The organism is Cognatishimia activa, from assembly GCF_017798205.1.
Classification (GTDB): Bacteria; Pseudomonadota; Alphaproteobacteria; order Rhodobacterales; family Rhodobacteraceae; genus Cognatishimia; species Cognatishimia activa_A.
Genome location: NZ_CP060010.1, coordinates 1,244,297 through 1,265,737, shown reverse-complemented (window position 1 = coordinate 1,265,737; position 21,441 = coordinate 1,244,297). Strand labels below are relative to the sequence as shown.

Here is a 21,441-nt window from a genome sequence, read left to right as displayed (position 1 = left end):
AATATTTACATGCCAAAGACCAAAGTAACTTCTGAAGAAGCGCTCGCATTCCATTTGGAACCCACGCCGGGTAAATTCGAAATCAACGCCACGGTGCCAATGACCACGCAGCGCGATCTGTCACTGGCCTATTCTCCGGGTGTGGCGGTGCCGTGTGAGGCCATCGCCGAAGATCCTTCGACGGCTTATGATTACACCAACAAGGGCAACCTGGTTGCCGTGATCTCAAACGGGACGGCGGTTTTGGGATTGGGCAACCTTGGTGCGCTGGGCTCCAAGCCGGTTATGGAAGGTAAAGCGGTTCTGTTTAAGCGCTTTGCCGATGTGAACTCGATCGATATCGAGCTGGACACCGAAGACCCCGATGAGTTCTGCAACGCGGTGCGTCTGATGGGGCCGACCTTTGGCGGCATCAACCTTGAGGACATCAAAGCGCCTCAGTGTTTCATCATCGAGCAGCGCCTTAAAGAAGAGATGGACATTCCGGTCTTTCACGACGACCAGCACGGCACGGCGGTGATCTGTGCGGCAGGTCTTCTGAATGCGCTGAAGATTTCCGGTAAGAAAATCGAAGACGTGAAGATCGTGCTGAACGGCGCAGGCGCGGCGGGCATTGCCTGTATCGAGCTCGTGAAAGCCATGGGTGCGAAACACGACAATTGCATCGTCTGTGACACCAAAGGCGTGATTTATCAGGGTCGTACCGAGGGTATGAACCAGTGGAAATCGGCGCATGCGGCGAATACCGATCTGCGCACTTTGGAAGAAGCCATGAAGGGCGCGGATGTCTTCCTGGGCGTTTCGGTGAAGGGTGCTGTGACACCTGAGATGGTTGAAACCATGGCGCCGGATCCTCTTATCTTCGCAATGGCGAACCCGGATCCGGAAATCACTCCGGAAGAAGCGCAAAAAGTGCGGCCCGATGCCATCGTCGGCACTGGCCGTTCGGATTACGCGAACCAGGTGAACAACGTACTGGCTTTCCCATATCTGTTCCGCGGCGCTCTGGATATTCACGCGCGTGCCATCAATGACGAGATGAAGATCGCTTGCGCACGCGCTCTGGCGGAACTCGCGCGGGCGGATGTGCCTGATGAGGTCGCGATGGCCTATGGCCGCAAGCTGACCTTCGGTCGGGATTACATTATCCCGACGCCATTTGACCCACGTTTGATCCACATCATTCCGCCGGCGGTCGCGAAGGCTGGTATGGATACCGGCGTTGCGCGTCGTCCGATCATCGACATGAATTCCTATGAGGAAAGCCTCAAGTCGCGGATGGATCCGACTGCGAACATCCTGCGCAGCCTGAACGCGCGGGCGCGGTCTGCACAGGCGCGGATGATTTTTGCTGAGGGCGACGATCCTCGCGTTCTGCGTGCGGCGGTGACTTATTCCCGCAGCGGTTTGGGCCGTGCGATTGTGGTTGGACGCGAAGCCGACGTGGCCGAAAAACTTGAAGCGGCAGGTCTGGGAGACGCGGTTTCCGAGATCGAAGTGGTCAACGCGGCGAACACGCTGCATTTGGGAACCTACAAGGAATTCCTTTACAAACGCCTGCAACGTAAGGGCTTCAACCGCACCGACGTTCACCGTCTTGCGTCGCGGGATCGTCATGTCTTTGCGTCCCTAATGTTGGCACATGGTCACGGCGATGGTCTGGTGACCGGTGCGACACGCAAGTCGGCGCATGTGATGGAACTGATCAACCACGTGTTTGATGCCAATGCCCAGGCGGGGGCAGTTGGTGTGACGGCGCTGTTGCACAAGGGGCGGATCGTTCTGATTGGTGACACGCTGGTGCATGAATGGCCGGATGAAAATGATCTGGCGCATATCGCAGAGCGCGCCGCTGGTGTCGCGCGTCATATCGGTCTTGAGCCACGTGTTGCCTTCGTCAGCTTCTCTACCTTTGGGTATCCGGTTTCTGAGCGCGCCGAGAAAATGCACATTGCACCGCAAGTCTTGGACAAACGCGGCGTGGACTTCGAATATGAGGGCGAAATGACTGTGGATGTGGCGTTGAACCCATCTCAGCAAGAAGCCTATCCGTTCCAGCGCCTGACCGGGCCCGCAAATATCCTGGTTGTTCCTGCGCGCCACTCAGCGAGCATTTCAACGAAGCTTATGCAGGAAATGGCGGATGCCACTGTGATCGGCCCTATTTTGGCGGGTATCGATCAGAACATTCAGATTTGCTCTACGGCCTCGACTGCCAATGACATCGTGAACATGGCGATCTTGGCGGCCTGTAAGATCGGGTAACGACCTTAGGACTCACAAAAAGGGGGCCACTCGGCCCCCTTTTTTCATGCGAGTTTTGCTGAATTAGTTCAGTAGTTTATGAGCGAAAGGCGCGTCGCTGCCCCAGAGTTCCTGAACGCGGGCATCTCGACCGCAGGCAAGGCGATAGCGTTTATAGGCCTCGGATTGTTTTTTCGGACCAAAGCGGGTCAGAACCAGCTTGGTACCTTTGTAATAATCCTGATGAACCTTTTCGGCTTTGTAGAATTCTTTAGCTGGCAGAATTGGGGTCACGATCTTGCGGCCAAGATCTGAGGCGGCTTTGGCCTTGGCGGACTCAGCGGCTGCTTTTTGCGCGTCGTTTTTGTAGAAAATCGCTGTGCGATAGGGGGCGCCTCGGTCGCAGAACTGACCGCCAGCGTCGGTGGGATCAACAGAGCGGAAGAATTTATACAGCAGCTCGTCGCGGGTGACTTTGTTGTTGTCAAAACGGATCTCGACGGCCTCATAGTGGCCGGAACCTTTTTTGCTGACGTCCTTGTAGGTCGGGTTCGCGAGGGTCCCGCCGGTGTAGCCAGAAACGACGGATTTCACGCCGTTCACCGATTCAAAATCGCTTTCGACACACCAAAAGCAGCCGCCGGCCACAATGAGTTTTTCCGTACCTGCCTGAGCCGGCGCGTGATGCAGAGAAGCGCCGATGGCGATAAAGCCAGCCAGCAGCCAATATTTCAAAGCGACCATGCGCGTCATATTCCTGTCCTTTCAAACCGTGATGGCGAAGATTTGCGGGCACCTTGCCCGAGAGGGGCTTTTCGGCCAAGTCACAGGCCCGTGACGTCACAGCTTGGTGAAGTTTGTTTAAGTCTTGGATTTCCGAGGTTTGGCGCATAACGTCCGCGCAAAACGAGCGAGGTAGCGATGCAAACCCCCAAGAAGATCGCCATGTGGAGCGGGCCGCGAAATCTGTCGACGGCGATGATGTACAGCTTTGGTAGCCGCGCGGATTGTGCGGTGGTGGATGAGCCGTTTTACGCGGCTTATCTGGACATGACAGGGTTGGATCATCCGATGCGCGATGAAATTCTGGCGAGCCAAAGCAGGGATCCTCAGAAAGTTGCCGACTGCCTGATGGGGGACAATCCGGGTCAAAAACCCTATTACTATCAAAAGCATATGACCCAACATATGATCGACGGCGTGCCGCGTGACTGGATGCGGGATGTCGTCAATGTGTTCCTGATCCGCCATCCGGCGCGGGTCATCGCGAGCTATGCCGCCAAGCGCGAGAACCCGACGCTTGAAGATATCGGGTTTCGCCAACAGGCCGAATTGTTCGATCTGGTCAGTGGCTGGGGGCAGGTGCCGGTTGTTCTGGACAGCAGCGATCTGAGAGACGCGCCACAGGAGAAACTTGAGGCACTTTGCGAGGCGATTGGGATCGGGTTTTCGCCGAATATGATGTCTTGGGCCCGTGGTGGGCATCCAAACGACGGGGTTTGGGCCTCGCATTGGTATGGCGCTGTCTGGAATTCTGAAACATTTGCTGGAGCAGAAGGTGAGATGCCCGAGGTTCCCGACGCGTTGCAGCCCGTGCTTGAGGCAGCATTGCCCTATTATGAAAAACTCGCGGCGGTGAAGCTATAGTCGGGGCGTTGCCCCCTTGGCTTGCGCCAATTCCCCCAGAGTATTTTTAGCAAGATGAAAGCGATGCGGGCAATAAAGAGCGCCCGCGTTTAGCCCAGCAGTTTGCCGAGTTTCATGGCAACGCCCATGTCGCCCGAGACTTTGAGCTTGCCCATCATCACGCCGGTCATCGGGTTGAGTTTGCCGGTCAGGAGCTTCACCAGATTGTCCTGGCTGATCCTGATGGTGCAATCTGTGTCTTGGTCATCGGTGCTGGCCTCGCCATCCGCCAGAACGATCACACCGTCCTCACCGCAGTCGAATTTCAGCGAGCCGTCGAAGTTTTTGCCCGATAGGCCCGCGCCGATTTTTTCTGCGATTTGATCCATTTGGAGGCTCCTAACACGAAAGCCCGCCATGGGTAGGCGGGCTTTGGAAATGGATTCAATGATGACTTGGGGAAGCTTACTTCTGAACCCGTTTGTTGCGCGTCGCGAGAAGTTTCAGGCGCAGCGCGTTCAGCTGGATAAAGCCCGCCGCGTCTTTTTGATCATAGGCGCCTGCGTCTTCTTCAAAGGTTACATGAGCCTCGGAATAGAGCGAGTGGTCAGACCAACGGCCCACACAGGTCGCCGCGCCTTTGTAGAGCTTCAGTTTGACGGTGCCGGTGACACTCTCTTGCGATTTGTCGATGGCCGCCTGCAGCATCTCGCGTTCTGGGGAATACCAGAAACCGTTGTAGATCAGTTCGGCATAGCGTGGCATCAGGCTGTCTTTTAGATGGCCCGCGCCGGAATCCAGGGTGATCTGTTCGATGCCGCGATGGGCTTCGAGCAGAACAGTGCCGCCCGGCGTTTCATAGATACCGCGTGACTTCATGCCGACAAAACGGTTCTCGACGAAATCCAGACGGCCGATGCCGTGCTTGCCGCCAAGCTCGTTCAGTTTGGTCAGGATGGTCGCCGGGCTCATCGCCTCGCCATTGATCGAGACCGCGTCGCCTTTTTCAAAGCCGATTTCGATGAATTCAGGCGTTTCAGGCGCGTCTTCTGGTGCAACGGTGCGCTGATAGACGTAGTCAGGGGCCGCGACGGCTGGGTCTTCGAGGACTTTGCCTTCGGATGAAGTGTGCAGCAGGTTCGCGTCCACCGAGAAGGGCGCTTCGCCGCGTTTGTCTTTGGCGATCGGGATCTGGTGCTCTTCGGCGAATTCGATCAGCTTGGTGCGGCTCGAGAGATCCCATTCGCGCCATGGGGCGATCACTTTGATCTCTGGGTTTAGCGCATAGGCCGCCAGTTCGAAACGGACCTGATCGTTGCCCTTGCCGGTCGCGCCATGGGCGACAGCGTCGGCACCGGTTGCCTCCGCGATCTCGATCAGACGTTTGGAGATCAGCGGGCGCGCAATTGAGGTGCCCAAGAGGTACAGGCCTTCGTAAACCGCATTGGCGCGGAACATCGGGAAGACGAAATCGCGCACGAATTCTTCGCGGATGTCTTCGATGTAGATGTTCTCTGGCTTGATGCCCAAAAGTTCAGCCTTTTGTCGCGCGGGTTCCAGTTCTTCGCCCTGACCAAGGTCAGCGGTAAAGGTGACGACTTCGCAACCATATTCGGTTTGCAGCCACTTCAGGATGATCGAGGTATCAAGGCCACCGGAGTAGGCCAGAACAACTTTCTTTGGCGCGGACATATTCATTCCCTTCAGACGAGCAACGAAGGGCCGATAACGCGTTTTGCGCAAGGGGGCAAGCGGTGTGATCTATCGGGGTTGCTGAGTCGAAAGAAAAAGTCGATCAACGTAGTGATCGATGTGCATTTGGAGCCGGTTTTGTTGGGTTTTAAGATACTTCTGCATTCAGTGCGCCTGATTTTGCGGAATTGGAGGGTTGCCCTTCGCTTCTCATCGCCACTGGTGCTCTTGCTTGTCCTGTCGCCCATCGTGTTTGGCGTCGATTACCTGCAGCAAACAGACAGTGACGCTTTGGGCAACACATCCGGCGCATCGTCCACGATCGAAGGATTGCTACAATTTCTTGCGGGTCTCTGGGTGGCGGTTGCGTGGCACAGGTATGTCCTGGTGGAAGAAGACAGCGGGGCGCTGATACCTCCGCTAAACGCGGCGAGGATCGTTGCTTACGTCACTCAGGGACTAAAGATCTTTCTGCTGCTGCTTTGCGGAGGTATTTTGACGGCGATCCTTCTGGCTGTGCTTGGCAGTTCGTCGGCCGGAGAAAGCGCTTCGGCTCTTATCGTCATATCGGTCATTGTCGGCGCATTTTGGGTTTTCTACAGGCTCTCACCTGTTCTTCCGGCCGCTGCATTGGACACACAGGCCTCGATCAGAGGCGCTTGGAATGTGACCCGCAGTCTGTCCGGCGCAATTCTGGTCATGGTGTTGTTGCTTGGTGTTTTGTCCTTTGTTTTGGTGGTCGTGATTGAGCCAATTCAGTACATTTCTGGCCCAATTTACCTTGCGCTGTCGTCGATACAAATTTGGTTCACGGTTATGGTTGGCGTGAGCATCCTGACGACAATTTACGGAGTTACTGTGGAAAACAGGGCTCTTTAGCGCAGTATTCATTGGTATTCTTTGACGCGAAGGCTTGCTCTCTGCGATGGCTTGCGTCACCAAAGCGGAATGACCAATTTCCGCACCTTCGCCAAAGTCGCCGAAACCGCTATGCGTAGCGTCTTTGAGCCGACGCCTTTGCAGCGCAATGATCATCTCAGCCAGAAATACGGGGCTGAGATTTATCTGAAACGCGAAGACCTCACCCCGGTGCGGTCTTATAAACTGCGCGGGGCGTTCAATGCGATGCGCAAGGTTTTGGCGTCGGATCCGACCAAAGACCTCTTTGTTTGCGCCTCGGCTGGCAATCACGCGCAGGGCATGGCCTATATGTGTCGCCATTTCGGGGTGCGCGGTGTGATCTTCATGCCGGTGACCACGCCGCAGCAGAAGGTCTTTAAGACAGAGGTTTTTGGTGGCGACTCCATCGAAGTGCGCCTGATCGGAGACTACTTCGACGACACTCTGGCAGCAGCACAGGAGTATTGTGTTAGGGCAAGCGGGACCTTCCTGCCGCCGTTTGATGATCCTGATGTGATTGAGGGGCAGGCGTCCATTGGCGTTGAAATCGAAAACCAGTTGCGTCGCATGCCGGATCGTGTGGTTTTGCCGGTTGGGGGCGGAGGCTTGTCGGCGGGTGTCACGCAATATTTCGGCGAGGAATGCGCCTACACATTGGTCGAGCCCGAAGGCGGCAAAAGTCTTGCCGCAGCCTTGGCCGAAGGTGCCCCCACGACGCTCGAGCACGTCGACAGTTTCGTTGACGGCGCGGCCGTGGCGCGGATTGGGGCGACGACGTTTGATGTTCTAAAAGGCATTGATCCAAGCGATGTGCGCGCCGCCCCCGAGGACCGGATCTGCTCGACTATCCTCGAGATCCTCAACGTTGAGGGCATCGTGCTTGAACCCGCCGGCGCGCTTGCGATTGATATCCTTCGCGACATTAAAGACGACATCAAAGGCAAGTTCGTGGTCTGTGTCACCTCTGGCGGCAATTTTGATTTTGAACGATTGAATGAGGTCAAAGAACGCTCCCAGCGCTACGAAGGCCTGAAGAAATACTTTATACTCAGGCTGCCTCAGCGCCCCGGCGCGCTCAAAGAATTCCTCGGCATTCTTGGCCCCGATGATGACATCGCGCGGTTTGAGTATCTCAAGAAATCTGCCCGCAACTTTGGTTCGGTTCTAATCGGGATCGAAACCAAAGACCCCGCGAACTTCGAACGCCTCTTCGCGGCGATTGACGCGCTGGGCATGGCCTATACCGACATCACGCAGGACGAAACGCTGGCGCAGTTTGTGATCTGACGTGGTTTCATCTTGCCAAAAATACTCAAATCCCGAGCGCGCGACCAAGCCTAAAGCTGGGACAAGAAATGCGCGTCGCCCTCATTGAACAAAACGCGCAAAGCCACTGACTTCGGCATCCAAATCGCCTCATGCCCCGCCTCAATCGGAAGCCCAAGCCGCACTGTCGGCCGTGCCGCATAGATCGTGCAGAGTTTCTCGGCCCAAAACCCGTACTCCGGCATATAGGTAAACCGCCGAAACGCTCCCAACCGGCGCGGGGGTGTCATATGCCAGCCGGTCTCTTCATAGACTTCACGATGCAGGGCAGGGATGGGCGACTCACCCGGATCAATTCCGCCACCTGGTAGCTGAATTTCCGGCGCATCCATTGTCTCTGGCAGATACTGGCGCGTTACCAAGATGTCATCGCCCCGTAAAAGCGCCACATAAGCACCGGGCCGGCGTTTATAGCGCCGCGCGCCGTCAGGAGGGGTTCCAAAGCGTCTGATCATAAGATAGGGGGCCTTTTCACGCGTCTTGTCGCACCTATATAGCTGCGGTATGCCAATTCTGGGCGCTTTCTAAAACCCCCAAGGACAGATCATGACTCTTGGAAATAAAATCGCATGGGACGACACCGTATTGCCGTTCCAACTGGACAATTCTGACATCCGTGGCCGCGTCGCGCGTCTGGACGGGGTGCTGCATGGCATCCTGAAACAACACGCGTATCCTCCGGTGGTCGAGGCTCTGGTCGCCGAGATGGCTTTGCTGACGGCTTTGATCGGTCAATCGATCAAGCTGCGCTGGAAACTGTCCTTGCAGGTGCAGACAAATGGTCCGGTGCGGATGATTGCGACCGACTACTATGGTCCTTCTGAAGAGGGCGAGCCTGCGCGTATCCGTGCATATGCGAGTTTTGACGAAGAGCGCCTGACCGACGGCGATGGCTTTGCGCAGCTCGGTAATGGCTATTTCGCGGTCCTGATCGATCAGGGCGAAGGCATGCAACCATATCAGGGGATCGCGCCACTTGTTGGTGGGTCTTTGGCCGCAAGTGCCGAAGGCTATTTTGCGCAGTCCGAACAGCTGCCAACGCGCTTCTCTCTGAAGTTTGGGAAATCCACCGAAGCTGGCGGCGAAGAGCATTGGCGCGCGGGCGGCGTTATGCTGCAGCATATGCCAAAGGCCTCGCCTTTTGCGTCCGGCGAAGGTGGGTCTGGTGAAGGTGGCACTTTGACGGCCTCGGACCTGTTGTTTGAGGACGACGAGGAAAACTGGAACCGCGCCAATATCCTGTTGAACTCTGTGGAAGAGCTGGAGCTGATCGGCCCATCGGTCACGCCGGCGGACCTCCTGGTGCGTTTGTTCCACGAAGAGGCGCCGCGGGTTTTTGATGCGCAGGCGGTAAAATTTGGCTGTAGCTGTTCTGAGGACAAGGTGCGTCAGTCTTTGTCGATCTATTCCTCGCGCGACATCGAAAAGATGACAACGGCCGAGGGCTGGGTGACGGCGGATTGTCAGTTCTGCGGCACGCACTACCAGCTTGATCCAAAAACCGTCGGGCTCGAGGCCGAAAAGGCCCGCAAGGCGTCAGAACAATGAGCGATCCTCTCGCGCCTTTGCTTGCGGCTTTGGCGCGGGAGTCCGCGAGCTCGTCTGATTTCGATCTGAACCCTGGCGTTGTGTTGCCCGAGGGGCGCAAGCTGCGTCCTGCTGGGGTTTTGATGCCGGTACAGGTGATCGACGGCGTGGCCCAGGTCCTGCTGACCAAACGCGCGAGTCATTTGAAGCACCATCCGGGTCAGATCGCTTTTCCCGGCGGCAAGCAAGAAGACAGCGACGCGGATGTCACCGCCGCCGCTCTGCGCGAGGCGCGCGAAGAGATCGGGTTGCCCGAAGATGCGGTGCGGGTTCTGGGTGTTTTGCCGACGCATGAAACCGTGACGAGCTTTACGGTGACGCCTGTGATTGGCCTGATTGAGCGCGATTTCACGATCACGCCGGAACGAGGAGAGGTCGAAGAGGTCTTTCGGGTGCCACTCAGTCATGTGACGGATAAATCGAATTTTTCGGTGCAGGGCCGTCGATGGCTTGGTCAGCGTCGTCACTATTATACGGTGCCTTTCGGTCCCTATTACATCTGGGGCGCGACCGCGCGTATATTGCGGGGGTTGGCCGAGAGGATGTCCTCTTGAAGATCTCTGGCGACTGGCTGACACGCGCACAAACGCAGGCTGTTTTCGCGATGCTCTCAGACGCCGGATATCAGGTCTATGCGGTGGGCGGCTGCGTGCGTAATGCGTTGATGGGCGTCGCTGTGTCCGATGTGGACATGAGCACCGACGCGACGCCGGATCAGGTTGTGCAATTGGCGAAAACGGCGGGGCTGAAGGCCATTCCAACAGGCATCGATCACGGCACCATCACTGTCGTGAGTGGCGGTATCCCGCACGAAATCACCACCTTTCGCAAAGACGTGGCCACGGATGGTCGCCGCGCGACCGTTGCCTTTTCCACGAACGTGAGGGATGACGCGCGGCGTCGGGATTTCACGATGAACGCACTTTATGTGGGTCGGGACGGAGAGGTCTTGGATCCTCTGGGCGGGATGGCCGATCTTGAGGCGCGTATTTTGCGGTTCATCGACAATCCGAAACTGCGCATTCGCGAAGATTACCTACGGATCCTTAGGTATTTTCGCTTTCATGCGTGGTACGGGGATCCAGCGGCGGGCATGGATCCAGCGGCTTTGGCCGCGATTGCCGAGACCTTTGAGGGCCTTGCACAGATTTCGAAAGAACGGATCGGTTCGGAGCTTATAAAGCTGTTGGCTGCCACAGATCCTGCACCCTCTGTCGCGGCGATGCGGCAGACTGGAGTTTTGGGACAAGTCCTGCCCGGCGCTGAAGACCGCGCGCTTGCGCCTTTGGTGCATTTGGAAGGTGAGGCGGGGCTTGCGCCGGACGCGTTGCGTCGTCTCGCCAGTTTGGGTGGGGACGGGTTTTCAGAGAGGCTGCGCCTTTCCAAGAAACAGACCGAAACGCTTGGTATTCTGCGCGAAGAGACAGGGTCGATGGAGGCTTTGGCCGCGGTGGCCTATCGGCGTGGAGCGGATGTGGCCTATTCGGTTGCGCTTTTACGCGCTGCGGTTTTTGAGACGCCTTTGCATCCCGAAATGAGGACAGACATCGCGCTGGGCGCGGGGGCGGAGTTCCCGGTGAAAGCAGCTGATCTGATGCCAGAGTTTGAGGGCGAGAATTTGGGCGAGGCTTTGAAAACCCTTGAAGCGTCGTGGATTGCCTCGGGTTTTACTCTGTCCAAAGACGACCTGTTGCGCTCCCTCTAGGCGTTCCATCCCGCCGCGCGCGTGGGATTTGAGTATTTTGGCAAGATGAAGAGGCTTGGCTTTGGGGTAGGCCTCGGGCTAAAGGCGCGGGATGACACGGACAGACCATCAAATTGAGAGACTTGGGCACCATGGCGACGGGATCGCTGCGGGGCCAGTTTTTGCGCCTTTGTCTTTGCCGGGAGAGACCGTCAGTGGCGTTTTGGACGGCGATCGGCTGCAGGACTTGCGGGTTGTGACGCCGTCCGAGGATCGGGTGAAAGCGCCCTGTGGTCATTTCAAATCCTGTGGTGGCTGTGGGTTGCAGCACGCGTCTGACGCGTTTGTTGCAGCTTGGAAAGTGGATGTGGTGCGGCAGGCTCTCGCGGCGGTAGGGCTTGAGACCGTATTTCGCCCGATCAAAACCTCTCCGGTGCGCAGTCGGCGGCGGGCGGTGATCTCGGCGCGGCGCACGAAAAAAGGGGCGATGGCCGGATTTCACATGCGGGCGAGTTCTGTGATCGCAGAGATCTCGGACTGCGATGTGTTGCACCCAGATTTGATGCCCGCTTTGGATATTGCGCGCGAGTTGGCGGTTTTAGGTGCGTCTCGGAAGGGCGAATTGTCGGTCACGGCGACGCTTTCTGAGGGCGGTCTGGATATTGCCGTTTCAGGTGGCAAGCCTTTGGATGGAGCGTTTGAGGCGCAGTTGGGTCAAGAGGCGCAGCGCTTGAAGGTGGCGCGGCTGACCTGGGATGGTGAGGTGATCGCGACCTTGGTGCCTCCGGTGCAGCGCTTTGGCGGGGCGCGGGTTGTGCCGCCTCCGGGGGCGTTTTTGCAGGCGACGCGCGAGGGTGAGGCAGCTTTGGTTGCGGCAGCGCAAGAGATTGTGGGGGATGCGCAATCCGTTGTGGATCTCTTTGCTGGTTGCGGGACGTTTTCCTTGCCCATGGCCGAGACTGCTGAGGTCCATGCGACTGAAGGCGAGGCTGCGATGATGAAGGCCTTGGATCGTGGGTGGCGCGAGGCGCAGGGGCTGAAACGGGTTTCGGTTGAGACGCGGGATCTGTTTCGCAATCCGTTGATGGCGGAGGATCTGCGCTATGACGCTGCGGTGATTGATCCGCCGCGGGCAGGGGCCTTGGCCCAAACGGTGGAATTGGCGCGGTCGGATTTGGCGAGGGTCGCTTTTGTGTCCTGCAATCCGGTGACATTCGCGCGGGACGCCAAGATCTTGGTGGAGGCGGGCTATCGTCTGGACTGGGTGCAGGTGGTTGATCAGTTCCGCTGGTCAAGCCACGTTGAGCTGGTCGGCGCATTCGCGCGCTGACAGATTTGTGAGCTGGGCCGCACCGCGCTTTCGTGATATGGTCCGCCAAAACAACAAACAGAGCATCAAATGCGGGCGCTTTTTCTCATTTTCGTGGCGGGGCTGTTTCTTGCGGCCTGTGGCCAGAGTTATGGCTCTTATAAGGGGCCAAAAGTGACACGCATTGTGGTCGAGAAGGCCGAGCGCAAAATGTATCTGATGCATGGCCCAATTGTGCTGCGCGAATATGACGTCGGGCTAGGCTTCGCGCCGATTGGCGATAAGGTCCAAGAGGGCGACGGGCGCACGCCGGAAGGTGTCTATGAAATTGACCGGCGCAATCCGCAGAGCCAGTTCTACCTGTCTTTAGGGATTTCTTATCCCAACGAAAAAGACATTGCCGAGGCCAAGGCGCTGGGCGTCGATCCCGGGGGCGATATCTTTATCCACGGGCGGCCCAAGAAATACCAAAGCGATCTGATTGATTGGACGCTGGGCTGTATCGCCGTCACCAACCGCGAGATGCGTGAGATCTATGCCATGGTCGGAACCGGCACCAAGATCATAATTCGCGAGTGATTATTGCAGTTCCGCAACCAGCTCTGCTTCGGTTTCAGCACCCAGAACCAGCACCCACCAGATCTTGCCGTTCGCTTCTTGCAGCCAAGCAAACCCCATATCAGTCGCAGCTGGATCCATGATCACGGTGCGAGAGCCGGGTTCTTCCATCCAGGCGGCGAGGGTTTCGAGTTCCGTCTCGTAGGTCTCGGAGATGTTTTCGCCTACAAGGGTACCAACATAGCCAGACCGCGCCACACGCTCGATGGGCGACGAGCCGTCAGAGCCGAAGTGCCACGGGCGGTTTTGGATCGACATGTCGCGCGCGTGTGTGGCGGCAGCGGCGATCAGATTGGCATCCATCTCAACTGCTTCAACGCCGGTGGCGCTGCGCAGCGCGTTGACAGAATCCAGCATACGCAATTGGATCATGCCAACATCGCGATCCTTGATCCGGTAAAGGCGGGGCAAAGGTTTGCCGTCGGCGCCTAAAGTGGGCTCGGATGGCGCGCCAAGCGTGCAGCCGGATACGGCCAGAACAACACTCATCATCAGGGCAAGAATGCGCATGAGACCCCCTCTTGGCTCTGTCTTTCGCATGCAGAGATCTTTAGCGGGTGTATCGTTGCGTTGAAAGCCCACATTCCCGTGACCACGGCAAGATGACGCTTGTTTGATTTGCGACTGCGGCTTTAGCGCCATAAATTGCCGCCAAACTTATGTCATTGAGGGGCATATCATGAGTAAATCGCCGTTTGACCGCGTCAGTCGACGCACGTTTTTGGCAACGAGTACGGCCTTCATCGGCGCGCCTGCTTTGGCGCAGGATGATGTGAACGCGGATTCGACTACAGAAATCGAAGCAGATATCGAAACTGTGCGCCGAAATGCGTCGAGCTTTCGGGGTCTTTCTTGGGAGCCATATTTTAAGAATCTGAAAAATGGCGCGATACTTTGCGATACAACAAGCCGCGCATTGCATTATTGGAGCCAGGATGGAAACACTTACAAGCTCTATCCGTCCTCTGTTCCACTGACCGAAGATCTCACAAGATTGGGTCGCACTAAGGTTGTACGCAAGGTCGAGGGACCAAGTTGGCGACCGACGCCAGCGATGCTGGAACGCAATCCAGAATGGCCAGAATTCGTAGGCCCCGGACCGGATAACCCCTTGGGGACTCATGCACTTTATCTGAGTTGGACCTATTACCGAATCCACGGCACCCATGATGAACGCAAAATTGGGCGCAGATCGTCTAATGGCTGCATTGGCCTGTACAATGAGCACATCGCAGAACTGTTCGAATTGGCCAAAGTTGGCACCCAAGTGTTGCTAATTTGACCACATTATGGCGCTGAGCCTGAGATAAGTGTGTGATTAGGTTTGCAAAGATCGCTTTCAAGACATTACACAGGAATCACGAGGTAAGTCTTACGCGCTTGCGCTCATTCTTTAATTTTGGCGCAAGCTGATACTGGAGGGTACTACTATGAAAAAACTCGTTCTCGCAGCAGCATTGACTGCAGCAGCTTCCACCGCATTCGCAGGCGGCATGGACAAAGCAATGATGGAACCAGAAGTTGTTGTTGAAGACGCAGCGTCTTCTTCTTCCAACATCGTTGTTCCTCTGTTGGTTCTGGCGATCCTGGCGGCAGCTATGAACAACTAAGTATAAGGCAGGTCACCCTGCTTTTTACAAAAGGAGGCGTTGCTCTGGCAGCGCCTCTTTTCTTTTGCGCTAGTCTCTTCGTTAAGCGCTAAATATCGCGAGCACCGTTGCGATTGCCAAAGCAATCAACGCAAGGCTTGCGAGCGCGAAACAGGTAAATCGCACGATCACACGGTTCCCTAGGATCTGCACAAGAGAATGCAGGATCCGAAACCCGACATAGGCCCAAGCAAGACCAAGCGCAGCCGAGGATTGCAGACCCGTCAGGGCGATGGTTCCCATAAGCGCGTAAAACACGGTCGGCTGTTCATGCAGGTGGTTATAATTGTCTGCCACCCAATTCACATTTTCCGGTAGTTTTTGCCGCCAGTCTCCGCGAGGGCTTTGGGCGGATTGCGGGTGCACATGGGCTTTGCTCATGGCCGGAATGCGGGTGGCATAGAGCCAGCACCAAATCACCAAGGTCCAAAGGATCAGAGCAACAACCGGTTGTAGAAAGATTTGAAGTGACATGAAGGTCTCCGCGTTCAAGGGGTTTCTGATCGCGGAGCTTATGGGTCAGAGCCAGCCCTGCAAGTTTTCCGTCGCGATATCTGCGAGAACCTGAATGTGATCGTCGCGGTCGTTGAGGCACGGAATATAGGTGAAATGCTCGCCGCCAGCTTCCTCAAAACTTTCTTTGATCTCTTCGTTGATTTCCTCGAGCGTTTCGATGCAATCGGCAGAGAAAGCAGGCGCGATGACGGCGATGTTTTTCTTGCCGTCCTCTTCGGCCAGACGCGCGACTTCTTCGACCGTGTAAGGCTGGAGCCAATCTTCGGGGCCGAATTTGGATTGGAAGGTGGTGACGAGATCGGTGTCTTTCCAACCCAGACGTTCTTTCAACAGCCGCGTGACCTTGGCGCATTGGCAGTGGTAAGGATCGCCCTGCATCAGATAGCGCAGGGGCATACCGTGGTAGCTGACCACGAGGATATCGGGGCGTTTTTCAAGTTGGCCGTATGCCTCTTCGACCGAATTGGCCAAGGCGTCGATATAGCGCGGGTCGTCGTAGTAAGGCTCAATCGTGCGCGACGCAGGTTGCCAGGTTTCTTTCATCAAAGCGCGGAAGAACTGGTCGTTGGCCGTCGCCGAGGTCGCGCCCGCGTATTGCGGATAGAGCGGGAAGAACAGGATGCGTTCGCAGCCCGCTTTGACCATCTCACGCACTTTGGATTCGGTGGAAGGATTGCCATAGCGCATGCAGAAATCAACCATGACCTGATCGCCGTGACGCGCGGCCATGAGGTCTGCGAATTTGGCGGTTTGGTCTTTGGTGATCGTCATCAAAGGGCTCTCGCCCTTGTCGTGATTCCAGATGGATTTATAGGCCTCACCTGACGTGAAAGGGCGTTTGGTCAGGATGATCAGCTGCAACAGGGGCTGCCATTTCCAAGGCGCATAGTCGATGACACGGCGATCTGACAGAAACTCGTTTAGATAGCGGCGCATGGGCCAATAGCTGTAGTGATCCGGCGTGCCGAGGTTGGCGAGAAGGATGCCGGTTTTGCCGCGCGCGACCTTTGGGTGGTCAGCAGGGGCGTGCTCGGGGCGGGTGGCTAAATCGGTCATTGGCTTCTCATCGGTTTGGATTTCAGCAGAGATAGTCTCTTGGCGAGATGGGTCAATCGCGAAGTGATCCAATGCGGCATTTTGGGGCTGTGTCCCAAGGTTGGATATTTATGGCAAGAGAAATAGGATTACGGTTTCAGCTTGGTCTCGCTGGTCTTAAGCGCATCCGCGAGGCGCGCGCTGGCGGATCCCGGGCGCAGGGGTTTCGGCTGGCTTTCGTCGGGGGCCCAGCCGGTCATGAAAATGATCTCGAAGGTGGTTTTGAGGCGGTTATTTTCAGTGAAAGACTGACGATAGAGATCTTCGGTGCGGGCAAAAAGCGCCTTTGTAGAGAGCGTTTTGCGGCGCGCGAAAAGCGCGTTGTTTTCGCCCATGGCGCGCAGGTCTTTCATCAAGTCCAGTGAGGTTTCGTAGCTGACATCCAAAGGCAGGCTGTCCGCAACAGGAAGGGCAAAGCCAGCGCGTTGCAATAGGGCGCCGAGGTCTCGGATTTCTCCCATCGGGAGGATGCGGGGGCTGAGGCCTCCGGTGAGTTCGGACTCGGCTTGGGCCAAGCAGGCGCGTAACTCTTGCAGGGTTTGGCCGCCGAAGCTGGCGGTGAGCAAGAGGCCGTCGTCCTTCAGCGCGTGGCGACATTGGATGAGCTGGCCAACGGGATCATTGGCCCAATGCAGGGCGAGGGCGTGGATGATCAGGTCGTGGCTTTTGGCTGTGAGCGCGAGCGTGTCGGTATCATGGACAATCGTGGCCTTGGGCAGCCGCGCGCGCCAGATGTCAGGGAAGCCGGTCACAATCGCGATGTCTGTAAAGTCCCTGTTAACCATGGCGAGGCGATCTTCGATGTCGTCAGCCACGAGGGTTTGCAGGAACATGCCCCGGTCCAGATCCGCGCGCTGGCGATTGCGCATAAGGGCTACGCGGTCGGTCAATGTTGGGGGCGTTTTGGTCATGGGCGGTATCTAGGATGAAATTTCGCCAAGCACAAACCTTGCTGAAAATGATCTATCCCGCGCGTTGCGTCGGATGTGGCGATTTGGTGGAGGGGGACTTTGGCCTCTGTGGCACTTGTTGGCGGGACACGCCCTTTGTGACGGGTCTTAGTTGCGATGCTTGCGGCGTGCCTTTGCTGGGGCCGGACCCCACTGAGATTGCCCATTGCGACGCCTGTCTCTTGTCGGCGCGGCCATGGGACAGGGGGAGGGCCGTTTTGGAATATGACGGCCTGTCGCGGAAGTTGGTCATGCGCCTGAAGCACGGAGATCGCACGGATATGGCGCGGCCTATGGCGGGTTGGATGGAGCGAAAGGCGCGGGATCTTGCCCGGCCGGATACGATTTTGGTGCCTGTGCCGTTGCATTGGAAGCGCCTGTTCAAGCGAACCTATAATCAGGCGGCTTTGTTGTCAGAGAGATTGGCCGCGCGGCTCGAGGTATCCCATTGCCCCGACGCTTTGATCCGGAAGACGGCAACCGCGCCGATGAAAGGAGAGCGCGATGTGCGCCTTGAAACGATGAAAGATGCGATTGCTTTGAACGAGAAGCGGATCGCCCGAATTGAAGGAAGGCCGGTCTTGCTTGTTGATGATGTCATGACCACTGGGGCCACTCTTGAGGCCTGTACTTTGGCCTTGGCACCCGCAAGCCCACGGAAAATTGACGTTATCACTCTGGCGCGCGTTGCATTGGATCCTTAAATCGCGCAGACACATGTCAGCTAGGATGACGACTTATGAAAAACGTTGAGATATATACGCGCCCGCTTTGCGGGTTCTGTTCCGCCGCCAAGTCTTTGTTGGACCGTAAATCAGTGGCTTATGTCGAGGTGAAAGTCTGGGACAACCCTGAACGCAAACCCGAGATGATACAGCGCTCGGGTGGCCGCAGCACCTTTCCGCAGATCTTTATCGACGGCGAACATATCGGCGGATGCGACGATCTGATGGCGCTTGAGCACAGCGGCAAGTTGGATCGGATGCTGGCCTAACCATGAAAACCGCCCTGTTGCAGATCACCTCGTCTGAGGATCCGGCGGCCAATCTTGCCATGTTGCAAGAGCGGATCGCCGAGGCTGCGGGGCAGGGTGCGGGATATGTTCTTACGCCCGAAGTGTCCAATTGCGTGTCGGCCAGTCGGTCACATCAAAATGCGGTGTTGCAGCTAGAGGCTGAAGATCGCACGCTTGTGGGTTTGCGAGAGGCTGCCAAGGCGCATGGGATTTGGCTGACCGTCGGGTCTTTGGCGCTGAAAACCGGTGATGCCGACGGGCGCTTTGCCAATCGGCAGTTTTTGATCGACCCGCAGGGCGAGATCCGCGCACGCTATGACAAGATCCATATGTTTGATGTGCAGGTAACGCCCGAAGAGACATATCGCGAATCCGCCGGTTACAGGCCGGGCGCGCGTGCGGTTTTGGCGGACACGCCTTTTGCCAAGATCGGCCTGACCATCTGTTATGACCTCCGGTTTCCGCATCTTTTCAATCGTTTGGCGAAAGCGGGTGCTGAGGTGATCACCGTTCCAGCCGCATTCTCGCAGGTGACTGGGGCTGCGCATTGGCATGCCTTGCTTCGGGCGCGTGCAATTGAAACCGGATGCTGGATCCTCGCGCCCGGGCAATGCGGAGAAAACGCGCCAAAGCGCAAGACCTATGGGCATTCTCTGGCTATTTCACCTTGGGGAGAGATTGTGGCCGAGGCAGGGGTTGATCCGGTGACCCTATATGTGGAACTTGACCGCAACCAAGTATCCGAGGCGCGGCGCCGCGTGCCTTCGCTGACCCATGAGACAGAGTTCGATGGCCCAATCGCAGAATGACACCGACGCGCTGGCGGTTTCGCTATTCAGCGAGATCCTGATGGCCGACCAATTGGCGCGCAACCGTCTGTCTAAGGCGCTGCCTAAGGGTATGGAGCTGTCGCATTTTTCTGTGTTGAACCATCTGGCGCATTCGGGCAGCGAGCGGACTCCGGCGCAACTGGCGAAAAGTTTCCATGTGACGCGCGGAGCGATGACCAATACGCTCGCGAAGCTTGAGGCGGCGGGCAATGTACATATCAGGCCCGATTGGGACGATGCGCGGCGCAAACTGGTGACGATCAGCCCGGCGGGACGGCGCGCGCGGGACGCAGCGCTCGCGAATATCGCGCCGATCATTTCCGAAGTGGTCAAAGACATCGGAGAACACCGCGTGCGTTCCGCTCTACCGATCCTGCGCGAATTGCGCGTCAAACTCGAGGAAAACGGGTGACTCCCTCACGTAAGAAATCGATGAACCTGGTCGCGGTTGGGGCCGCGGTGGTCTTTATTCTTGTCTATACGATCCCGACAATTCAGCACACTGCCGCTGTAGACGCCTGCGTCGAGCAGGGTGGGCGGTTGAATTCAGACACGGGCAGTTGTGAGGTGGAGTGATCGCGGAGCGTTTTCGGGATTTCACGCCTTAAGGCATTAATAAATATTAATTTTTTTCTGCTTAAAGATTTGCGCATATCTGTTGAAAAGCGTCGCAATTGATGCATCCAAACCGCGTAACTTCCCTAAAACAGTCATAGATGGCGGTCTTCGAAAGGAGGCCTTAATTGGGAACCAAGTGAGAATCTTGGACTGCCCCCGCAACTGTAAGCCTTGCAGAGCCCTTCGGATCTGAGCAGCAAGTCAGGATACCAGCCGTCGCCCCGTAACTGCCGAATAGTCTCGGCCAAAACCGGCGTCGGGTGGACGCTATAGGAGCATATTATGCATATTGAACCGGGCGTTGTTGATGGCGCCAAAATGATCCTGGCCCAAGGCACGGCTGCCGCTGCGGCGGGCTATAGCCTGAAACTTCTGGCCGATGATCTGAAAGACCACTCTGTTGTGTCCTTTGGTCTGCGCAGCGTTCTTGCTGTCGCCGGAGTTTTTGTTTTCTTTGAGCTGATGCCACATTTCGCGGTTGGTATTTCTGAAGTACATTTCATTTTGGGCACGACGCTGTTTTTGCTCTTGGGGGCTGCGCCTGCTGCGATTGGTCTTGCGGGCGGCTTGGCTGTTCAGGGGCTTTTCTTTGCGCCAAGTGATGTGCCGATGTATTTCGTCAATGTCTCGACGCTGTTGTTTCCTTTGTTTGCGGTGGATGCTTTGGCAAAACGCATTGTGCCTGCGTCGACGGCCTATTTTGACCTGCGCTACGTGGACGTCCTGAAAATGTCGGCTGTTTATCAGGGCGGTGTCGTCGCCTGGGTCGCGTTTTGGGCCTTTTACGGGCAGGGGTTTGGCGCGGAAAACTTTGGTGCCGTGACAAGCTTTGGTCTGGCCTATCTATCCGTCATCCTGATCGAGCCTGTGATTGATTTGGGCGCACTGGCCATTGGTAAAAACCTAAAAGGTCTTTCAGAACGAGGCATTTTCTCGCGCCGTTTGCACCTCGCAAATTCTTAACAAAAAAGGCCCATCGCAGTTGTGTTGCGCTGGGCCAAACAGTTCGGATCGGTCTCGCCAACAGATCCCTAAGCCGGTTTCTGGCTTGTAGTCACGTAGTTCACACTGAGATCTCGATCAGAGATCGACCAGCCCCAGGTGATCGGATTGAACACAAAGCCCTTGCGATCCACAGGCGTCAGCCCGCCTTTTTCCAGAAAGTCATAGAGTTCATCCGGCGTGATGAACTTGCTCCATTCATGTGTGCCCTTGGGCAACCAGCGCATGACATATTCCGCGCCAATGATGCCCATGACAAAGCTCTTGGGATTGCGGTTCAGAGTGGAGCAAATCATGATCCCACCTGGTTTCAACAGGGTCTGACAGCAGGTCAGGAATTCCTGCGGGTCGGCCACATGCTCGACGACTTCCATGTTCAAAACGATGTCAAAGCGCTCGCCCGCTTCGGCGATGGCTTCGGCGGTTGTGTGACGGTAGTCGATGGTCAGGCCGGACTGCTCGGCATGTACCTTGGCGACGGGAATGTTGCGCTCGGCGGCATCTGCGCCGACGACGGTGGCACCAAGGCGGGCCATGGGTTCGCTGAGCAGACCTCCGCCGCAACCGATGTCGAGGATCGTGAGGCCTTCGAACGGGCGCTCGGTTCCCAAGTCGCGACCATACTCCGCGGCGATTTGCGATGTGATATAATCCAGACGGCAGGGATTCAGCATATGCAGCGGTTTGAACTTGCCCTTGGGGTCCCACCATTCCGCGGCCATGGCTTCAAATTTGGCGACTTCCGCTGGGTCGACGGTGTTCAACTCGGGTTGCATTCTG

General features: G+C 56.7%; 26 protein-coding genes and 1 riboswitch. Of the genes, 17 read left to right on the top strand and 9 right to left on the bottom strand.

Annotated features, from left to right (window positions below; genetic code table 11):
* Window positions 1-9: 9 nt before the first annotated feature.
* Window positions 10-2,265: an NADP-dependent malic enzyme gene (locus HZ995_RS06125; RefSeq protein WP_209357776.1), complete on the top strand. Its 2,256-nt coding sequence runs from the start codon at window positions 10-12 to the stop codon at window positions 2,263-2,265.
* 63 nt (window positions 2,266-2,328) lie between these two features.
* Here the strand turns inward: HZ995_RS06125 and msrA are convergent, their stop codons facing one another.
* Window positions 2,329-2,997: a peptide-methionine (S)-S-oxide reductase MsrA gene (gene msrA, locus HZ995_RS06120; protein ID WP_209357775.1), complete on the bottom strand. Its 669-nt coding sequence runs from the start codon at window positions 2,995-2,997 to the stop codon at window positions 2,329-2,331.
* 168 nt (window positions 2,998-3,165) lie between these two features.
* Between msrA and HZ995_RS06115 the strand changes: the two genes are divergently transcribed.
* Entirely contained in the window at window positions 3,166-3,891 is a 726-nt protein-coding gene (locus tag HZ995_RS06115) for an HAD family hydrolase (protein ID WP_245168767.1), read from the top strand.
* Window positions 3,892-3,980: 89 nt separating this feature from the next.
* On the opposite strand, the gene HZ995_RS06110 is transcribed toward HZ995_RS06115, so the two are convergent.
* A complete protein-coding gene (locus HZ995_RS06110) occupies window positions 3,981-4,259 on the bottom strand; it encodes an SCP2 sterol-binding domain-containing protein (RefSeq protein WP_209357774.1) in 279 nt (92 codons plus the stop codon).
* A 76-nt stretch (window positions 4,260-4,335) separates the two neighbouring features.
* On the bottom strand, window positions 4,336-5,562 hold the full coding sequence (locus tag HZ995_RS06105; RefSeq protein WP_209357773.1) for an argininosuccinate synthase: 1,227 nt from the start codon (window positions 5,560-5,562) through the stop codon (window positions 4,336-4,338).
* Window positions 5,563-5,673: 111 nt separating this feature from the next.
* On the opposite strand from HZ995_RS06105, the gene HZ995_RS06100 reads away from it, so the two are divergent.
* Window positions 5,674-6,441: a hypothetical protein gene (locus HZ995_RS06100; RefSeq protein ID WP_209357772.1), complete on the top strand. Its 768-nt coding sequence runs from the start codon at window positions 5,674-5,676 to the stop codon at window positions 6,439-6,441.
* Window positions 6,442-6,510: 69 nt separating this feature from the next.
* A complete protein-coding gene (gene ilvA, locus HZ995_RS06095; RefSeq protein ID WP_209357771.1) occupies window positions 6,511-7,749 on the top strand; it encodes a threonine ammonia-lyase IlvA in 1,239 nt (412 codons plus the stop codon).
* Window positions 7,750-7,799: 50 nt separating this feature from the next.
* Here the strand turns inward: ilvA and HZ995_RS06090 are convergent, their stop codons facing one another.
* A complete protein-coding gene (locus tag HZ995_RS06090; protein WP_209357770.1) occupies window positions 7,800-8,243 on the bottom strand; it encodes an NUDIX domain-containing protein in 444 nt (147 codons plus the stop codon).
* Between the two features lie 91 nt (window positions 8,244-8,334).
* Between HZ995_RS06090 and HZ995_RS06085 the strand changes: the two genes are divergently transcribed.
* From HZ995_RS06085 to HZ995_RS06065, 5 genes are all read left to right on the top strand, one after another.
* A complete protein-coding gene (locus HZ995_RS06085) occupies window positions 8,335-9,336 on the top strand; it encodes an Hsp33 family molecular chaperone HslO (RefSeq protein ID WP_209357769.1) in 1,002 nt (333 codons plus the stop codon).
* A complete protein-coding gene (locus tag HZ995_RS06080; protein ID WP_209357768.1) occupies window positions 9,333-9,929 on the top strand; it encodes a CoA pyrophosphatase in 597 nt (198 codons plus the stop codon). Before HZ995_RS06085 ends, HZ995_RS06080 begins: the two co-directional genes overlap by 4 nt.
* The gene (locus HZ995_RS06075; protein ID WP_209357767.1) at window positions 9,926-11,080 is read left to right on the top strand and encodes a CCA tRNA nucleotidyltransferase; all 1,155 of its coding nucleotides are present in this window, start codon (window positions 9,926-9,928) and stop codon (window positions 11,078-11,080) included. Before HZ995_RS06080 ends, HZ995_RS06075 begins: the two co-directional genes overlap by 4 nt.
* Before the next feature lie 91 nt (window positions 11,081-11,171).
* The gene (locus HZ995_RS06070; protein ID WP_209357766.1) at window positions 11,172-12,389 is read left to right on the top strand and encodes a class I SAM-dependent RNA methyltransferase; all 1,218 of its coding nucleotides are present in this window, start codon (window positions 11,172-11,174) and stop codon (window positions 12,387-12,389) included.
* Window positions 12,390-12,458: 69 nt separating this feature from the next.
* The gene (locus HZ995_RS06065) at window positions 12,459-12,947 is read left to right on the top strand and encodes a L,D-transpeptidase family protein (RefSeq protein WP_209357765.1); all 489 of its coding nucleotides are present in this window, start codon (window positions 12,459-12,461) and stop codon (window positions 12,945-12,947) included.
* Here the strand turns inward: HZ995_RS06065 and HZ995_RS06060 are convergent, their stop codons facing one another.
* Entirely contained in the window at window positions 12,948-13,475 is a 528-nt protein-coding gene (locus HZ995_RS06060) for a CAP domain-containing protein (protein ID WP_209358174.1), read from the bottom strand. It lies immediately after the preceding gene.
* 190 nt (window positions 13,476-13,665) lie between these two features.
* On the opposite strand from HZ995_RS06060, the gene HZ995_RS06055 reads away from it, so the two are divergent.
* Both HZ995_RS06055 and HZ995_RS06050 read left to right on the top strand, forming a co-directional pair.
* Entirely contained in the window at window positions 13,666-14,268 is a 603-nt protein-coding gene (locus HZ995_RS06055; RefSeq protein ID WP_209357764.1) for a L,D-transpeptidase, read from the top strand.
* Between the two features lie 148 nt (window positions 14,269-14,416).
* Window positions 14,417-14,596 (top strand): hypothetical protein, encoded by a 180-nt coding sequence (locus tag HZ995_RS06050; RefSeq protein ID WP_209357763.1) that lies wholly within the window; start codon window positions 14,417-14,419, stop codon window positions 14,594-14,596.
* An 81-nt stretch (window positions 14,597-14,677) separates the two neighbouring features.
* Here HZ995_RS06050 and HZ995_RS06045 read toward each other — a convergent pair whose 3' ends face one another.
* From HZ995_RS06045 to HZ995_RS06035, 3 genes are all read right to left on the bottom strand, one after another.
* Window positions 14,678-15,109, bottom strand: coding sequence for an MAPEG family protein (locus tag HZ995_RS06045; protein ID WP_209357762.1), 432 nt, complete (start codon window positions 15,107-15,109; stop codon window positions 14,678-14,680).
* Between the two features lie 45 nt (window positions 15,110-15,154).
* On the bottom strand, window positions 15,155-16,207 hold the full coding sequence (gene hemH, locus HZ995_RS06040) for a ferrochelatase (protein WP_209357761.1): 1,053 nt from the start codon (window positions 16,205-16,207) through the stop codon (window positions 15,155-15,157).
* A gap of 128 nt (window positions 16,208-16,335) precedes the next feature.
* Window positions 16,336-17,157, bottom strand: coding sequence for a methyltransferase domain-containing protein (locus HZ995_RS06035; RefSeq protein WP_209357760.1), 822 nt, complete (start codon window positions 17,155-17,157; stop codon window positions 16,336-16,338).
* Between the two features lie 14 nt (window positions 17,158-17,171).
* On the opposite strand from HZ995_RS06035, the gene HZ995_RS06030 reads away from it, so the two are divergent.
* From HZ995_RS06030 to HZ995_RS06005, 6 genes are all read left to right on the top strand, one after another.
* Window positions 17,172-17,900 (top strand): ComF family protein, encoded by a 729-nt coding sequence (locus tag HZ995_RS06030; protein ID WP_209357759.1) that lies wholly within the window; start codon window positions 17,172-17,174, stop codon window positions 17,898-17,900.
* Between the two features lie 35 nt (window positions 17,901-17,935).
* Complete coding sequence (gene grxC / locus HZ995_RS06025; RefSeq protein WP_209357758.1) at window positions 17,936-18,190, top strand: glutaredoxin 3; 255 nt, start codon at window positions 17,936-17,938, stop codon at window positions 18,188-18,190.
* A gap of 2 nt (window positions 18,191-18,192) precedes the next feature.
* A complete protein-coding gene (locus tag HZ995_RS06020) occupies window positions 18,193-19,020 on the top strand; it encodes a carbon-nitrogen hydrolase family protein (protein ID WP_209357757.1) in 828 nt (275 codons plus the stop codon).
* The gene (locus HZ995_RS06015; RefSeq protein ID WP_209357756.1) at window positions 19,001-19,453 is read left to right on the top strand and encodes a MarR family winged helix-turn-helix transcriptional regulator; all 453 of its coding nucleotides are present in this window, start codon (window positions 19,001-19,003) and stop codon (window positions 19,451-19,453) included. The genes HZ995_RS06020 and HZ995_RS06015 overlap by 20 nt, the downstream gene beginning before the upstream one ends.
* Complete coding sequence (locus HZ995_RS06010) at window positions 19,450-19,617, top strand: hypothetical protein (protein ID WP_209357755.1); 168 nt, start codon at window positions 19,450-19,452, stop codon at window positions 19,615-19,617. Before HZ995_RS06015 ends, HZ995_RS06010 begins: the two co-directional genes overlap by 4 nt.
* Window positions 19,618-19,741: 124 nt before the next feature.
* A riboswitch (cobalamin riboswitch) is annotated at window positions 19,742-19,891 on the top strand.
* Window positions 19,892-19,941: 50 nt separating this feature from the next.
* Window positions 19,942-20,622 carry an energy-coupling factor ABC transporter permease gene (locus tag HZ995_RS06005; RefSeq protein WP_209357754.1) on the top strand — a complete coding sequence of 227 codons (681 nt, stop codon included), beginning with the start codon at window positions 19,942-19,944 and terminating at the stop codon, window positions 20,620-20,622.
* A gap of 68 nt (window positions 20,623-20,690) precedes the next feature.
* Here HZ995_RS06005 and ubiG read toward each other — a convergent pair whose 3' ends face one another.
* A complete protein-coding gene (ubiG, locus tag HZ995_RS06000) occupies window positions 20,691-21,437 on the bottom strand; it encodes a bifunctional 2-polyprenyl-6-hydroxyphenol methylase/3-demethylubiquinol 3-O-methyltransferase UbiG (protein ID WP_209357753.1) in 747 nt (248 codons plus the stop codon).
* Between the last annotated feature and the right edge of the window lie 4 nt (window positions 21,438-21,441).

Bases quoted from the DNA above. Each gene is read 5' to 3' on its own strand.
- HZ995_RS06125 (WP_209357776.1), top strand. From the start codon at position 10: ATGCCAAAGACCAAAGTAACTTCTGAAGAAGCGCTCGCATTCCATTTG.
- msrA (WP_209357775.1), bottom strand. From the start codon at position 2,997: ATGACGCGCATGGTCGCTTTGAAATATTGGCTGCTGGCTGGCTTTATC.
- HZ995_RS06115 (WP_245168767.1), top strand. From the start codon at position 3,166: ATGCAAACCCCCAAGAAGATCGCCATGTGGAGCGGGCCGCGAAATCTG.
- HZ995_RS06110 (WP_209357774.1), bottom strand. From the start codon at position 4,259: ATGGATCAAATCGCAGAAAAAATCGGCGCGGGCCTATCGGGCAAAAAC.
- HZ995_RS06105 (WP_209357773.1), bottom strand. From the start codon at position 5,562: ATGTCCGCGCCAAAGAAAGTTGTTCTGGCCTACTCCGGTGGCCTTGAT.
- ilvA (WP_209357771.1), top strand. From the start codon at position 6,511: ATGACCAATTTCCGCACCTTCGCCAAAGTCGCCGAAACCGCTATGCGT.
- HZ995_RS06090 (WP_209357770.1), bottom strand. From the start codon at position 8,243: ATGATCAGACGCTTTGGAACCCCTCCTGACGGCGCGCGGCGCTATAAA.
- HZ995_RS06085 (WP_209357769.1), top strand. From the start codon at position 8,335: ATGACTCTTGGAAATAAAATCGCATGGGACGACACCGTATTGCCGTTC.
- HZ995_RS06080 (WP_209357768.1), top strand. From the start codon at position 9,333: ATGAGCGATCCTCTCGCGCCTTTGCTTGCGGCTTTGGCGCGGGAGTCC.
- HZ995_RS06070 (WP_209357766.1), top strand. From the start codon at position 11,172: ATGACACGGACAGACCATCAAATTGAGAGACTTGGGCACCATGGCGAC.
- HZ995_RS06065 (WP_209357765.1), top strand. From the start codon at position 12,459: ATGCGGGCGCTTTTTCTCATTTTCGTGGCGGGGCTGTTTCTTGCGGCC.
- HZ995_RS06060 (WP_209358174.1), bottom strand. From the start codon at position 13,475: ATGAGTGTTGTTCTGGCCGTATCCGGCTGCACGCTTGGCGCGCCATCC.
- HZ995_RS06055 (WP_209357764.1), top strand. From the start codon at position 13,666: ATGAGTAAATCGCCGTTTGACCGCGTCAGTCGACGCACGTTTTTGGCA.
- HZ995_RS06050 (WP_209357763.1), top strand. From the start codon at position 14,417: ATGAAAAAACTCGTTCTCGCAGCAGCATTGACTGCAGCAGCTTCCACC.
- HZ995_RS06045 (WP_209357762.1), bottom strand. From the start codon at position 15,109: ATGTCACTTCAAATCTTTCTACAACCGGTTGTTGCTCTGATCCTTTGG.
- hemH (WP_209357761.1), bottom strand. From the start codon at position 16,207: ATGACCGATTTAGCCACCCGCCCCGAGCACGCCCCTGCTGACCACCCA.
- HZ995_RS06035 (WP_209357760.1), bottom strand. From the start codon at position 17,157: ATGACCAAAACGCCCCCAACATTGACCGACCGCGTAGCCCTTATGCGC.
- HZ995_RS06030 (WP_209357759.1), top strand. From the start codon at position 17,172: ATGAAATTTCGCCAAGCACAAACCTTGCTGAAAATGATCTATCCCGCG.
- grxC (WP_209357758.1), top strand. From the start codon at position 17,936: ATGAAAAACGTTGAGATATATACGCGCCCGCTTTGCGGGTTCTGTTCC.
- HZ995_RS06020 (WP_209357757.1), top strand. From the start codon at position 18,193: ATGAAAACCGCCCTGTTGCAGATCACCTCGTCTGAGGATCCGGCGGCC.
- HZ995_RS06015 (WP_209357756.1), top strand. From the start codon at position 19,001: ATGGCCCAATCGCAGAATGACACCGACGCGCTGGCGGTTTCGCTATTC.
- HZ995_RS06005 (WP_209357754.1), top strand. From the start codon at position 19,942: ATGCATATTGAACCGGGCGTTGTTGATGGCGCCAAAATGATCCTGGCC.
- ubiG (WP_209357753.1), bottom strand. From the start codon at position 21,437: ATGCAACCCGAGTTGAACACCGTCGACCCAGCGGAAGTCGCCAAATTT.